Genomic DNA, 13762 nt, shown 5'->3' with positions numbered 1-13762 from the left:
GGTCATTCGGCCAGCCCCATGGCCTGGGCCAGCTCTCGCAGCTTGTCCGTGTCCTTGACTCCGGGGGCGGATTCCACCCCGGAGTTGGCGTCCAGTCCGTAGGGGCCGAGGGCGGCGGCGGCGCGCACAGAGCCCGGCGCGATGCCCCCGGCCAGGAAGAAGGGCCTGGGCACTTGCAGCCCGGCCAGCAGGGAGCGGGAGAAGGAACGGCCGTGCCCGCCCCCGGAACTCCCGGCATCGAAGAGATAATAGGCGGCCGCCTCGCGGAAGGCCTCCATGTCCGCCACCAACTCGGCGCGGGACTCGTATTTCTCCGGCCAAAAGACCTTGATGACCCGATCCGGGCCCACGGTCCGGCAGAAGTCCGCGTCCTGGCCGCCATGCAGCTGGGCCAAATCCAGCTTGCCCCGGTCCATGGCCTCGCGCACTTCCTCCGGGTCCTCGCCGGTGAACACGCCCACCTTTTTAGAGCCTCCGGTCCAGCAGGTGGCCGGGAAGGCGTGGTCAACGCGCCTGGGCGAACCGGGGTGGAAAATAAAGCCCAGATAATGGGCTCCGCAGGTCACGGCGGCTCCCACGTCCTGTGCGCAGGTCAGTCCGCATACCTTCAGTTTCACGCTTCCTCCTTGTTCATCCGCCGCGCGCCCGAGAGCAGTTCCCGGGCGGCGGTTTCGGGATCGTCCGCAGCCATGAGCGAGGTGCCCACCAGCGCGGCGTCGTAGCCCGCATCGGCCAGCCGGGCCATGTCGCCGGGCGAGTTCACCCCGCTGGCCGCTATCCAGACCTCGCCGCCGGACTTGCCTCCGGCCTTGTCCAGCAGCGCCTCGTGGCGGCCGGGGTCCAGTTCCAGGGTGTCCAGATCGCGGCAGTTGACCTGGATGATCCGCGACCCGGCCTCCCGGGCGGTCTCCAGGTCGGCCTCGTCAAAGATCTCCACCACCCCTTCCAGCCCGGCCGCCCCGGCCAGGGCCAGAAAGCGGGCCAGCTGCTCCGGCCCTTCCAGCATGCGCGCGATGAACAGCAGCGCCGAGGCCGGGGTGGCCGCTGTGCGGCGGATTTGCAGCTCATGGAAGAGGAAGTCCTTGCGCAGCATGGGCAGCCCGGCGGGACGGCAGCGGCCCAAGTGGCCCAGTTCACCCTGGAAGTGTTCCTCCTCGGTGAGCACGGACAGGGCGGCGGCCCCGGCGCGGGCGTAGGCCCGGGCGATGTCCTCCGGGTTGGAGCCCGGCCGGATTACCCCGCGCGAGGGGGAGGACGCCTTGTGCTCGGCGATGAGGGCCGGGCGAAGGGGGGATTGGGTCAACGCGCGGGAAAAGGAGGGCCGCACGCCGTCCCAGAATCCGGGCAGGGTCCCGGCCTCATCCGCCCGCCGCAATGTCTCGATCTCGGCCAGCTTGGCCCGGCGGAAGCGTTCCAGCAGAGCGCTCACGCCGCCGCTCCGAACCGCTCGGCCCCGATGCCCGAGGCCACGGCCTCGCGCGCCAGCCCGGCGGACGTGGCCATGTCGAATCCCTCCAGCAGATGCAGGGCCACGGCCAGATTGAGAGTGAGCATGCGGACCATGGTGGGATGGCCCCGCCCGGCAAGCAGTTCCCGCAGCACGTCCAGGGACTCCACCGGACCGATCACGGAGACGTCGTCCGGCCGCCCGCCGCCGAGTCCCAAGGGCTCGGGGTCCAGCACGTCGGGGCGCACCTCGCCGTCCTGGATCCAGAGCACGGTGGAGGGGCCGAAGGGCGTCAGCTCGTCGAAGCCGCCAGCGCCGTGCACCACCGCACCGCGTTCCACGCCGTTGTCGGCCAGCACGCTGGCCATGAGCGGCAGGAAGCGCGGCTCGGCCACGCCCAGTAGCTGGTGGGTGGGCCGGGCGGGATTGAGCAGCGGCCCCATGAGATTGAACAGGGTGCGGATGCCCATCTCCGCCCGGATGGGAGCCACGTGCTTGAAGGCCGGATGGTAGGCCGGAGCGAAGAGAAAGACGAAGTTGTTGCGGTCAAGTTCCCCGGCCGCCTGGGACGGGTCGGAGTCCAGGGGCACTCCCATGGCCTCCAGAACGTCCGCGCTGCCGCAGGAACTGGAGACCGAGCGGTTGCCGTGCTTGGCCACCTTGTAGCCCATGGCAGCCAGCATCAGGGCCACGGCCGTGGAGCAGTTGAAGCTGCTCCGGCAGTCGCCCCCGGTGCCGCAGGTGTCGATGCGCGGTCCCACCTTGTCCAGGCCGTCCACTTTCCTGGCCTCGCGCAGGCAGGCCCGCACTCCGGCCCCCACCTCGTCCGGGGTCTCGCCCTTGGCCCGCAGGCCCATGAGCAGGGCCCCGGCCTGTACCGGGGAGAGCTTGCCGTGGAGCAGGTGGCTGAAGGCCTGTTCCGCCTGCAGGGGTGCCAGGTTCTCGCCCTTGGCCAGGGTTTCCAGAATCTCCTTCATGACACCCTCCCATGGGCCGCGCTGGCCAGTCGCTTGGGGAAATTAGCCAGCAAGGCCTGGCCCAGCGGCGTGAGGATGGACTCGGGATGGAACTGCACTCCCTCCCAGGGGCGGTCCAGGTAGCGCAGGCCCATGACCTCGCCCTGGTCCGTTCGGGCGGTGATCTCGACGCCCTCGGCCCGCTCCGCTGGCACCAGCAGGGAGTGGTAGCGGCAGACCTCCATGGGGCTTTGCAGGCCGGTGAAAATGCCCCGTCCGTCGTGCTCCACCTCGGAGGTCTTGCCGTGCATGATGCGCTCGGCCACGTACACCGGCGCGCCCGCGAAGTGTCCAAGGATCTGGTGCCCCAGGCAGACGCCCAGTACGGGCACCTCCCGCGGCAGCCGCTCCAGGAACGCCAGGCACAGCCCGGCGTTCTCCGGGGTGGAGGGGCCGGGGGAGATGCAGACCATGTTCAGGTCCTCCGACCCGGCCAGGTCCAGGATTTCGCGTTCGTTGTTGCGCTTCACCACCGGGTCCAGGCCGAGCTGCTGGAAGCCCTGCACCAGATTGAAGGTGAAGGAGTCGTAGTTATCAATGAGCAAAAACATCGCCCCGCTCCCCTTCTTCAAGGACCATCCGCACGGCCCGCGACTTGCGCAGGCATTCCTCCCACTCGGTCTCGGGCACGGAATCGAAGACGATGCCCGCGCCGGACTGCCACTGGATGATGCCGTTCTTCAGCCACAGCGAGCGGATGAGGATGCCCGTGTCCAGGTCCACCCGGCCGGGGTCCAGACCGAACCAGCCCACCGCCCCGCCGTACGGTCCGCGCGGGTTCTCCTCCAGCTCGGCGATGATCTCCATGGCCCGCACCTTGGGCGCGCCGGAGAGCGTCCCCGCCGGGAAGGCGGAGCCCAGCACGTCCAGGGCGTCCACGCCCTCCTTGACCCGGGCCCGCACGTAGGAGGTGAGGTGCATGACGTGGGAGAACCGCTCCACGTCCATGAAGCGGGATACCTCCACCGAGCCGGGCGCGGCCACCCGGCCGAGGTCGTTGCGGCCCAGGTCCACCAGCATGACGTGCTCGGCCCGCTCCTTGGGGTCGGCCAGCAGATCCTCGGCCAGGGCCTCGTCCTCGGCCCGGTCCTCGCCGCGCTGGCGCGTCCCGGCGATGGGCCGCACCTCCAGCACGCCGCCGTCGGACTTGACCAACAGCTCCGGAGAGGAACCAAGCAGGGTAATCTCCGGCAGCTTCATGTAGAACATGTAGGGCGAGGGGTTGAGTTGCCGCAGGCGGCGGTAGAGCACGAAGGGATCGCCCTTGAAGGGCGCCTGGAACTGGTTGGACAGCACCGCCTGGATGCATTCGCCCTGGGTGATGAGCTCCTTGCAGCGGGAGACCGCCTCCATGAAGCGCTCCTTGCCCGGCCGCACGGTGATCTCCCCCACTTCCGGGGCCTCCGGCTCCCGCTCAATGCGGGCCCGGTTGAGCACCGGCTCGGCCTCCGGGTCCAGGGAGAGGAAGCAGCAGCGGTGGCGGGTGTGGTCGAAAAGGACCACCTTGGAGGGCAGGCAGAGGGTGCCCTCGGCCGTGCTCTTGTCGATGGTTTCGGCCAGCTTGGGCTCGTGCAGGGCTGCCGCGCCGTAACCCAGGTAGCCCAGCAGGGATCGGGTAATGGGCGGCAGGTCGGCACCTTCGGGGGGTTCGATTTCGATGGCCTCCATGACCGCCCGCACACCGTCCATGAAAGGCTCGCCGTGCAGCCGGTTGACCGCGGCCACGCGCGGGTCCCCGGCCAACACCTCCAGTTTGCCGTCGCGGCAGGTGAGGGTCAGCAGGAAATCCCAGGCGATGAGGGAGTACCTCCCCAGCCGTCCGTCCACCTCGGCGCTTTCCAGGAGCACGCCGCGCTCGTTGCCCACCAGCCCCAGGTAGAGGCTTATGGGGGTCTGGATGTCGGCGGGCATCCACCGCGCCGTCTGTTCAAGCCGTATCGGTTCCATGACTCTCCCCGTCCGTTTGGCGCGACCACCAGCGGCGGGCGCGCTGCACCAGCAGGTCCACGTCTCCGCCCGCGGCCACGTTGAGGAAGGAGCGGAAGAGTCGCACCGCGTCCTGGCTGGCTGGGTTAGATTCGAACATGGCCTCGAACATGGAAGCGTCCGAGGACAGCATCTTGCGGGCCGCCTCCACGCGGCGGCCGAAGCTGGGGGTGAGGAACCGCTCCACACCCGGATGGTTGGCCACGGTGGCCAGATAGGAAACCGTGGTCACGAAATTGAGCCCCTGCACCAGGGCCTGCGCCTCGTCGTGTTCGCGGGCGGTGCAGCGGAAGGGGATGAAGCCCAGGCTCTCCAGCCAGTCCTCAACCACTTCCACCGCAGCCTCGCCGCGCCCGGTGCAGACGGCCACGCGCCTGTCCTCAGGCGCGGGCAGCTTGCCGCCGAAAAGGGGATGGGTGCCGGCTACCGGGCCGCCGTAGGCCCGCAGCATGGCCCGCAGGGGGTTCTCCTTCACCGAGGAGACGTCGGCCAGGATCTGGGAGCCGTCCAGGTGGGGGATGACGGCGGACAGGGCGGCCTCCACGCAGCCGATGGGCACGCAAAGCAACACCAGGTCCGCCCCGGTAAATGCCGCCTCCGCCTCGTCTTGCTCGAAACCCTTCTCCAGGCCGCGCACCTCCTGGCCCGCCTCGCGGCAAACGGAGGCGAACAGCGAGCCCATTTCCCCGCCCGCGCCCACGATGACGACCTTGGAAAAGCTCATGGCTCCCTCCCGGAGCGGACCTTGGCCCATTCCTCGAAAAAGCCGGGGAAGGACTTGGCGGTGCAGCCGGGATTGTCCAGCCGCACCCCCACCCCGGCCAGCTCGAACAGCGAGGCGGACATGGCCAGGCGGTGGTCGTCGAAGGTTGCCAGGTCCACTTCCCCGGAGGCGGGCATGGCCGCCGGGGTCACGCGCAGGCCGTCCTCCAGCACCTCCGCCCCGCAGCCCATGCGGCGGATGTTCTCGGCGCAGGCCTCCAGCCTGTCCGACTCCTTGATGCGCAGGTGGGCCACGTTGGAGATGGTGGTCGGCCCCTTGGCGAAGCAGGCCAGGGCGGAGACCGTGGGCACCAGGTCCGGGCAGTGGCCCATGTCCAGGTCCGCGCCGCGCAGGCCGTCCGGCCCGGGGGAAACGGTCACGTCTTCGCCCTCCCAGGCGGCCTCCGCGCCCATCCGGCGCAGGATGTCCAGAATGGCCCGGTCTCCCTGCACCGAGTCCCGGCGCAGGCCGGAGACGGTCACGGCCGGACCGACGGCCCCGGCGGCCAGGAAGTAGGAGGCGTTGGACCAGTCGCCCTCCACGGCGTAGTCGCGCGGGGCGTAGGACATGGGCACCATGCAGAAGCGGGTGCGGCGGGGCTCGGCCCGCTCCACTTCCCGCCAGGGCACGGCCCGCCACATTCCCTCGTCGTCCTTTCGCTGCACCTCGAAGTCCACCCCGAAGTCCTCCAGGACTTGCAGGGTGAGGGCCACGTAGGGCCAGGAGACCACCTTCTTTCCGGTGACGATGACCACCAGCCCGCGCGAGGCCAGGGGCGCGGCCAGCAGCACTCCGGAGAGGTACTGGCTGGACTCCTCCAGGGAGACGCCCACGGTGCCGCCGGACAGCCCCTTGGTGACGATGATGAACGGCGGGTAGCCGGTGTTCTCCAACCAGACGAAATCGCAACCCAGCCGGTGCAGGGGCTCCGCCCCCCCGGCCATGGGCCGCTGGTGCATGCGCCCCGCGCCGCGCATCTCGAAGGTCCCCTGCCCGGCCGCGGCCACCCCGGCCATGAGCCGGGCGGTGGTGCCGGACTCGCCCACGTCGAGCAGCACGGGTTCGTTCTCCGAAGGCCCGCCCACCAAACCGCCGGGGCGGCCGGTGACGCGCAGGGAGCCGTCCTCTTCCTCGCTGATGCCCACCCCGCCAGCCTGAAGGCAGCGGCGGGTGGCCACCAGGTCGTCGGAGCGCAGCACGCCCGTCAGGCGGCTCTCGCCGTTGGCCAGGGCCGCGGCGATGCAGGCCCGGTGGGAGCAGGACTTGGAGGCCGGAGCGTTCACATGGATGGTCATTCTTCCTCCTCCCCGTTCTCCTGGCGGGCGGTTTCCAGCCTGGGCCCGGCGGGGTAGGCCCCCAGCAGCTTCAGTGAGGCGCAGCAGGAGCGCAGCTTCTCCAGCGCTCCGGCGTAGCGGTCCTCGAGCAGGTCGCATTCGAGGTCGGCGAAGAAGGCGTAGCGCCATTGCCGCCCCCGGATGGGGCGCGATTCCAGCTTGGTGAGGTTGATTCCCTCGCTGGCCAGCAAATCCAGCACCCCGGCCAGCGCGCCCGGCTTGTTGAGGGTGGTGAAGAGGATGGAAGTTTTGTGGTTGCCCCCGGCCTGGTTGGGCGTGCGGGAGATGATGAAGAAGCGGGTCCAGTTCTCCGGGGCGTCCTCGATGGGCGAGGCCAGCACGTTGAGCCCGTGCAGCTCGGCCAGACGGACGTGGCCCACCGCGGCCGAGGTGCCCCTCCCCCGGGCCACGGTGCGGGCGGCCGCGGCCGTGGAGTCCGCCGGGATGAGCTCGGCGTGGGGCAGGTTGGCCCGCAGCCAGCCCGCGCACTGCTCCAGCGGCTGATGGTGAGAGTGGACGCGCTTGATTGCCGAAAGATCGCCGTCCTTGGCCAGCAGGGCATGGGAGATGCGGGCGTAGGCCTCGGCCTGGACGGTGACGTCGTACTCCATGAAGCAGTCCAGGGACTGCCCCACCGAGCCCTGCCGCGAATTCTCCAGGGGAACCACCCCCAGGTCGGCCTTGCCCGAGGCCACGGAGGCGAAGACCCCCTCGATGTGCGGGCGCGGCGTGTACTCGCAGGAAGAGCCCAGGTAGGACAGTCCGGCGAAATAGGAGAAGGTGCCCTCCGGGCCGAGATAGACCACCTGCAGGGCCCGCTGCAGGGAGCGGGAGGAGGAGATGATCTCACGATAGACGGCTCGCAGGTGCTCCAGGGGCAGGGGCCCCTGGTTGTAGCGGGCCAGCTTGGCCAGCAGATCCTCCTCGCGGCCGGGTTTGAACACCTGGCCGGAGCCGCCGGACTTGATGCGCCCCACCCGCTTGGAGACCTGGGCGCGCCGGTTCAACAGTTCAACGATCTCCTCGTCGATGGCGTCGATCTCTCGCCGCACCGAGGCCAGAACGGAATCTTCGCTCATGTCATTTCTCCTCGATGTCCTCGGCCACCCGGCGGCCGAAATGCCTGCCAGCCTGATCCACACGCACCAGCACCTCGTCGCCCGGCTTGAGCGACACCACGCTCACCGGCTCGCCGCCCGGCCGCACCAGCCGGATGGTTTCGGCGTTCTGCAAAAAGACCGTCCCCTGCGCGCGGCCGCTGTCGGAGAGCACCTCGGCCTCGATGAGCAGCATGGGCCGCTGCTCCACCTTGCTCCGGCCCACCACGGCCGGGCGGGTGGCGCCGTCGTGGCCCACCACCAGCACTTCGTCGCCCGCGCCCAGTTCTTCCAGGTACTTGGTGCGGTCGCCGGGCAGGGAGACGTAGGCGTGCACCGCCCCGGCGTTGACCCGGAAAGGACGCGAGGCGACGTAGGGATTGGACTCGGTCTCGCCATGCACCAAAAATGTGAATCCCGAGGAATTGCCCGTAAGCAGCCCCGCCCCGCGATCCAGGCGGGAGAGGGTGTCCACGCAGACGCGGTGGCCCATGCCCGAGGGCTTGATGGCCGTGACCCGGGCGGGCAGAAGCTCCACCCCCAAGGCTCCGGCGTGCAGCATCTCGCGCACTGCGCGGAGGTCGTCCAGGACGTTTCCCTCAAGGACCACCCCGTCCACGCCGCGCTCCAGCACCTCGGCGGCCAGCCGGGCGCGCTCGGCGGACTCGCAGGCGGCGTAGAGCGTCCCCTCGCCCACGGCCAGCAGATTCTCCACCGGGATGATCTCCCAGCCGCGCTCCAGCAGCACGGTTCCGCCCGCGGCCAGGGCCTCGGCGGCCCGCTCCTCGTCCGCCTTGGACTGAAGGGCCACGCGCTCCACGCCGTCCAGGGACTCCACCGGGGTGCGGGACAGGGAGGCGGCCTCGTCCACGGCCACTGCCGGGACCAGCAGTCCTTCCGCCCCGGCCTCCAGGGCCTGGGTCACGTCGCCCTTGTCGAAGGGGTCGCTCATGAAAAGAAGGGAAGCCACGGCTACTTCTCCCCCGCGCCCAAAAAGTCCATGGCCCGTTCCACTTCCCAATCTTCGTGCACCACGCCCTTTAAGGCGCGCACCAGCCGGGAGGGGTCGTCGGCCTGGAAAATGTTGCGACCGATGGACAACCCCTTGCCACCGGCCAGCACCGAGTCGTGGGCCATCTGCACCAGGTCGCGTGTGTCGTCCAGCTTGTCGCCGCCCGCGATGAGCACCGGCACGCAGCAGGACTCGCAGACGCGGGCGAAGGAATCCACGTCGCCGGTGTAGACCACCTTGATGACGTCCGCGCCCAGCTCCACCCCGGCGCGGGCGCAGTGGGCCACGATCTCCGGATCGTAGGGATTTTCGATGTGCGGGCCCCGGGCGTACATCATGGCCAGCACCGGGATGCCCCAGCGAGAGGCGGTGGAGGTGACCCGGCCCAGGTCCTCCAGCATGGAGGCCTCGGCCTCGTCGGCCAGGTTGACGTGCACGCTAATGGCGTCGGCGCCGAGCTGGATGGCGTCTTCCACGGTGCCGACGAGGCGTTTTTCGTTGGGTCTTGGGGAGAGGGAGGTGGAGGCGGAGAGGTGGCAGATGAGTCCGATGTCTTTTCCCGAGCCGCGGTGCCCGCATCGGACGAGGCCTTTTTGCATGAGCACCGCGTTGGCCCCGCCTTCGACCACCGCGTTGACCGTCGCCCTAAGGTCCACCAGACCGTAGATGGGGCCGACGGTGACGCCGTGGTCCATGGGCACGACGATGGCTCTGCCCGATTTTCGATTGAAGATTCGTTCCAGGCGGATGGCCTTGCCGATGTGGATGCTGCCCGTGTCCATGCCAGATGCTCCTTTTTAGCACCCACCGAGACCGCCCAGGCAAGCCGCGAACCGTCGGGCCCAAAAAAAGGGGCCGCCGGCTTGCGCCCGCGGCCCCTTGGGTGGTTTTGGTGGTTAGGCTACTGCCTACACGCTACCGTTCCCCGTGCCGCGGGCGCTTCCAAAATAAAAAAACCAGTACCAAAACAGGTACGTGGCGAAAGAAAGGAAGGAAGGAACGCGGCTTTGGGAACTCATGATGAAAAGGGGTATCCCCGCCTCGCCGAGCCTGTCAAGCGTTTTTTTCGTTACCGCCCACACGGGCGGCGAGACCGAGGCCCCGAACGTCGATATTACAATTTTGGACCGAAGCATGCAAGCACCCGCCTTCCTGCGGTTGCAAGTATACAATTACGCAAAATTGCCAATCATGCCACATTAACAGAAGTGCAAAATGCACATTTTTGTGATGCTGTTTCTCATTTCCATTCGTCCATATCCATTCATTCCGGCCTTTTACGCGTCTGGCCCGCTCCTTGCTCAAGGGAAAGTGCTGAGGCTGTGGTCCGATCCAACGAGCAACTGGAGGTTCGAAATGATCTTCTCACGCATCATCGGCAAAGGCGCGGCAAGGCCGCTTCTGGCGGCCGCCGCTTTGGCGGGCGTCTTCACCATGCTTCCCGAACAGGCGCACGCCGAGGACTTTCTCACCCAGGGCAACGCCAACATCCTCTGGACGCTCATCGCGGGCATCCTGGTCATGTTCATGCAGGCGGGCTTCGCCTGCGTCGAGGCGGGCTTCACCCGCGCCAAAAGCGCGGGCAACATCATCATGAAGAACTTCCTCGACTTCGGGGTGGGACAGATCACCTTCTTCCTCTTCGGCTTCGCCCTGATGTTCGGCATCGACGCCGGGGGCGGCTTCATCGGCGGCTCCGGCTTCGCCCTCTCCAACCTGGGGCTGGATTACGACACCCTGGCCGGGTTCGACTACACCTTCTGGTTCTTCCAGAGCGTGTTCGCGGCCACCGCCGCCACCATCGTCTCCGGCGGCATCGCCGAGCGCACCAAGTTCAGCTCCTACATCCTCATCTCCATCGTTGTCACCGGCCTCATCTATCCCATCTCCGGCCACTGGGCCTGGGGCAGCCTCAACGGCGCCGAATCCGCGGGCTGGCTGGAGAGCATGGGCTTCATGGACTTCGCCGGTTCCACCGTGGTCCACTCCTGCGGCGGCTGGCTGGCCCTGGCGGGCGCCATGGTCCTGGGACCGCGCCTCGGCAAGTACGGCCCCGACGGCCAGGCCAACGCCATCCCCGGCCACAACATCCCCCTGGGCGCGCTGGGCGTGTTCATCCTGTGGTTCGGCTGGTTCGGCTTCAACGCCGGTTCCACCACCACCGCGGACAACACCATCGGCCTCATCGCCATGAACACCTCCCTGGCCGCCGGCGCCGGAGTCATCGGAGCCATGGCCACATCCTGGATTCGCTACGGCAAGCCTGATATGTCCATGACCATGAACGGCGCGCTTGCCGGACTGGTGGGCATCACCGCGGGTTGTTACACCGTCTCCCCCTTCGGCTCCATCGTCATCGGCCTCATCGCCGGCCTGCTGGTGGTCCTGTCCATCGAGTTCATCGACAAGGTGCTCAAGGTGGACGACCCGGTCGGCGCGGTCTCCGTGCACGGCACCTGCGGCGCCTGGGGCACCATCGCCACCGGCCTGTTCACCGTTCCCGGCCTCAACGGCGGAGCGGGCGGGCTCTTATACGGCGGCGGCATCGGCCAGACCATCACCCAGATCGTGGGCGTGGCCGCCGTCTTCGTGTGGGCCTTCGGCCTCGGCTTCATCGCCTTCTCCATCATCAAGGCGATCTTCGGCCTGCGCGTGTCCGAACAGGAAGAGATGGCCGGACTGGACATCGTGGAGCATGGCTCCGAGTCCTACGCCGGGTTCCAGATCTTCCGCACCGAGTAACCGCCCACAAGACAAAGGGAGTCATCATGAAACTCGTCATTGCGTACATCAGGCCGGAAATGCTCAACCCGGTGAAGCAGGCGCTCTACGCCAAGGGAGTCTACTCCATGTCCGTGACCAACGTCCTTGGTTCGGGCAGGCAGAAGGGCTTCACGGAGACCTACCGCGGCGTGGTCATGGAGGTGAACCTCCTGAAGAAGGTCCGCATGGAGGTGGGCATCCACGACGACAAGGCGGACGAGGTGGTGGAGGCCATCAAGTCCGGCGCACGCACCGGCAAGGAGGGCGACGGCGTGATCATGGTCCAGGACGTGGCCAGCGCCGTGCGCATCCGCACCGGGGAAGAGGGCATCCTGTAGCCCGATTCCCACGAACCGAAAAAAAAAGGCCGGGAAGCGTCGCTTCCCGGCCTTTTTTCATTTTTGCAAAGCTTGTCGCTCAGGCCAGGGGCAGCCGGACCGTGATGGCGGTGGAGCCGACCTCCTCGTTGGTTTCCATGGAGACCTCCCCGCCCATGGTGCGGGCCATGAGCCGGGCCGAGTAGTTCCCCAGGCCGGTGCCGCCCCGCTTGCCGTGGGTGGCGTACTTCTCGAAGAAACGGTCGCGGATTTCCCGGGGCACGACACCCTGGTTGACCATGCGCATGACGGCCGTGTGCCCGGCGCGGGCCAGTTCCAGCCGCACAGCGCCGCCCTCGGGCGAGGCCTCCAGGGCGTTGCGCAGCAGGTTGTCCAGCATGGAATGGCAGAGCAGTTCCTCGCCGCGCACCAGAAAGACGTCGCCCTCGGCCGGGGGTTGGCCGTCCACCCGCAGGTTCACCGTTTGCCTGCGCGACTTGGCCAGGGTGCGCAATTCCCGTCGCGCCTTGGCGATGAGCTCCAGGAGGTTGATTGGTCCGGCCTGCAGTTCGTAGGCGCCCCGTTCCATCTTGAAGAGGTCCAGGGAGAGGTTGACCAGCCGCAGCATGCGGTAGCCCGCCTCCTGCACGTGGTTGAGATCCTCCCGCTGCTCATCGGTCAGGGGCCCCTCCTCGCGGATGATGTCCGGGAAGTTGATCACCGCGCCCAGGGGGGCCTTGAGATCGTGGCGGGTGATGCGCTCAACGTCCTGGCGCAGCCGCTCCATCTCCTTGCGCTCGGTGATATCGTCCACCACCCAGATGACTCCCTTTTCCAGGTCGGGCGGCTGGATGGCCTTGCCGGACAGCATGCACCACATTTCCGTTCCGTCCGCCCGCCGCATGGGAAATTCCACGTGCAGCCGGTCCTCGCTGGACAGTCCCTGGTAGAAATCGCGGTCGAACTCCTCGTAGCGCTCGCGGTCCAGATGCAGCATCTCCACGTTCCGCCCCACCAGGTCCTCTGGACGGTAGCCGAAAATCTCCGCCAGCCTGGAGTTGACCCGGGAGATGACCCGGTCGCCCCGCAAAAGGACCACGCCCACCTGGGAGTTCTCGAAAATGGCCTGGTGCTCGGCCAGGGCGGCGCGCAGCCGCTCCTCCGCCTTGTGGCGGCGGCTGATGTCGCGGCAGACGCCAATGACCCCGATGGGCCGGTCCAGCTCGTCGTACATCACCGTGTAGGAGGTGGCCGTGAACACCGGCGAGCCGTCGCTGGCGTGCAGTTGCATCTCGAACTGCCGGGGCTGGCTTTCCTCCCGGTCGCCCGCCTCCCGCAGAATGCGGTAGGCCATGGGCGAGAGCAGGCTGGCCACGGGCGAGGTCAGGAATTCCTCGGGCTCGTAGCCGAACAGGTCGCGGGCGGAGGGAGAGGCGTAGGTCAGTTTGCCGTGGCTGTCGGCCGTCCAGATGACGTCGATCATGTTGTCGGCCAGCAGGCGGTAGCGCCGCTCGCTCTCGGCCACGGCCTCCTGGGCGCGGCGGCGGTCGGTAATGTCCGTGACCACCCCTTCCTGATAGAGCACCCGGCCCTCGTTGTCGCGCACCAAGACCTTGTCCGAGCGCACCCAGATGATCCGGCCGTCCGCGCGCACCCAGCGCAATTCCCTGGAGATGGGCCCTTCGTGGTCCAGGGAATCGCGGATGTGGGCCTCGCGGTCCGATGGGTCGGCGTAGACGAGGGACATGTTGCCCACCGAGTCCGTGAACTCCCTGGCGGAGTCGTAGCCAAGGATCTTGGCCAGACCGGGCGAGGCGCGCAGGATGTCGCCTTCCTGGGTGGTCTGGAACAGTCCGATGAGGCCGGAGCCGAGAATGCCCGGCCATTCCGCCTCGGGAGAATAGGGGCAGGCGGAAACGTAGCAGTCCTTCTCGCCGCAGGCCAGGCGATCCTCCAGCTCGGCCACCCTGGCGCGCAGACGGCGCAGTTCGTGGTCGCGGTCAGGGCATTGGCCGTCTTCCATCGCG

The 13762-nt window shown here is 68.0% G+C and carries 13 protein-coding genes; 2 read left to right on the top strand and 11 right to left on the bottom strand.

Annotated elements, in window-relative coordinates; all coding sequences use genetic code 11:
* Positions 1-2: 2 nt before the first annotated feature.
* Genes N911_RS0113455 through N911_RS0113410 form a run of 10 tightly spaced genes read right to left on the bottom strand, consistent with a single transcriptional unit; the run spans position 3 to position 9437 of the window.
* A complete protein-coding gene (locus tag N911_RS0113455; RefSeq protein ID WP_029898027.1) occupies positions 3-617 on the bottom strand; it encodes a phosphoribosylanthranilate isomerase in 615 nt (204 codons plus the stop codon).
* A complete protein-coding gene (locus N911_RS0113450) occupies positions 614-1429 on the bottom strand; it encodes an indole-3-glycerol-phosphate synthase (RefSeq protein ID WP_341860310.1) in 816 nt (271 codons plus the stop codon). The genes N911_RS0113455 and N911_RS0113450 overlap by 4 nt, the downstream gene beginning before the upstream one ends.
* On the bottom strand, positions 1426-2424 hold the full coding sequence (trpD, locus tag N911_RS0113445) for an anthranilate phosphoribosyltransferase (protein WP_029898023.1): 999 nt from the start codon (positions 2422-2424) through the stop codon (positions 1426-1428). Before trpD ends, N911_RS0113450 begins: the two co-directional genes overlap by 4 nt.
* A complete protein-coding gene (locus N911_RS0113440) occupies positions 2421-3014 on the bottom strand; it encodes an anthranilate synthase component II (RefSeq protein ID WP_029898020.1) in 594 nt (197 codons plus the stop codon). The genes trpD and N911_RS0113440 overlap by 4 nt, the downstream gene beginning before the upstream one ends.
* On the bottom strand, positions 2998-4410 hold the full coding sequence (locus N911_RS0113435) for an anthranilate synthase component I family protein (RefSeq protein WP_029898019.1): 1413 nt from the start codon (positions 4408-4410) through the stop codon (positions 2998-3000). Before N911_RS0113435 ends, N911_RS0113440 begins: the two co-directional genes overlap by 17 nt.
* The gene (locus N911_RS0113430) at positions 4391-5173 is read right to left on the bottom strand and encodes a prephenate dehydrogenase (RefSeq protein WP_035105549.1); all 783 of its coding nucleotides are present in this window, start codon (positions 5171-5173) and stop codon (positions 4391-4393) included. The genes N911_RS0113435 and N911_RS0113430 overlap by 20 nt, the downstream gene beginning before the upstream one ends.
* The gene (locus N911_RS0113425) at positions 5170-6507 is read right to left on the bottom strand and encodes a 3-phosphoshikimate 1-carboxyvinyltransferase (protein ID WP_029898014.1); all 1338 of its coding nucleotides are present in this window, start codon (positions 6505-6507) and stop codon (positions 5170-5172) included. Before N911_RS0113425 ends, N911_RS0113430 begins: the two co-directional genes overlap by 4 nt.
* Complete coding sequence (gene pheA / locus N911_RS0113420) at positions 6504-7625, bottom strand: prephenate dehydratase (RefSeq protein ID WP_035105548.1); 1122 nt, start codon at positions 7623-7625, stop codon at positions 6504-6506. The genes N911_RS0113425 and pheA overlap by 4 nt, the downstream gene beginning before the upstream one ends.
* Position 7626: 1 nt before the next feature.
* Entirely contained in the window at positions 7627-8613 is a 987-nt protein-coding gene (locus N911_RS0113415) for a 3-dehydroquinate synthase II domain-containing protein (protein ID WP_029898010.1), read from the bottom strand.
* Between the two features lie 2 nt (positions 8614-8615).
* The gene (locus tag N911_RS0113410) at positions 8616-9437 is read right to left on the bottom strand and encodes a 2-amino-3,7-dideoxy-D-threo-hept-6-ulosonate synthase (protein ID WP_138774430.1); all 822 of its coding nucleotides are present in this window, start codon (positions 9435-9437) and stop codon (positions 8616-8618) included.
* Positions 9438-10011: 574 nt separating this feature from the next.
* Here N911_RS0113410 and N911_RS0113400 point away from each other — a divergent pair.
* Both N911_RS0113400 and N911_RS0113395 read left to right on the top strand, forming a co-directional pair.
* Positions 10012-11397, top strand: a complete 1386-nt coding sequence (locus N911_RS0113400) for an ammonium transporter (protein ID WP_029898004.1) — start codon at positions 10012-10014, stop codon at positions 11395-11397.
* Between the two features lie 26 nt (positions 11398-11423).
* Positions 11424-11756: a P-II family nitrogen regulator gene (locus N911_RS0113395; RefSeq protein ID WP_029898002.1), complete on the top strand. Its 333-nt coding sequence runs from the start codon at positions 11424-11426 to the stop codon at positions 11754-11756.
* Positions 11757-11835: 79 nt separating this feature from the next.
* Here the strand turns inward: N911_RS0113395 and N911_RS17080 are convergent, their stop codons facing one another.
* Entirely contained in the window at positions 11836-13758 is a 1923-nt protein-coding gene (locus N911_RS17080; RefSeq protein WP_051694425.1) for a PAS domain S-box protein, read from the bottom strand.
* Positions 13759-13762: the final 4 nt, after the last annotated feature.

Origin of the sequence: Desulfohalovibrio reitneri (genome assembly GCF_000711295.1) — a bacterium.
GTDB lineage: Bacteria > Desulfobacterota > Desulfovibrionia > Desulfovibrionales > Desulfovibrionaceae > Desulfohalovibrio > Desulfohalovibrio reitneri.
This window is presented reverse-complemented; position numbering and strand designations above follow the sequence as displayed.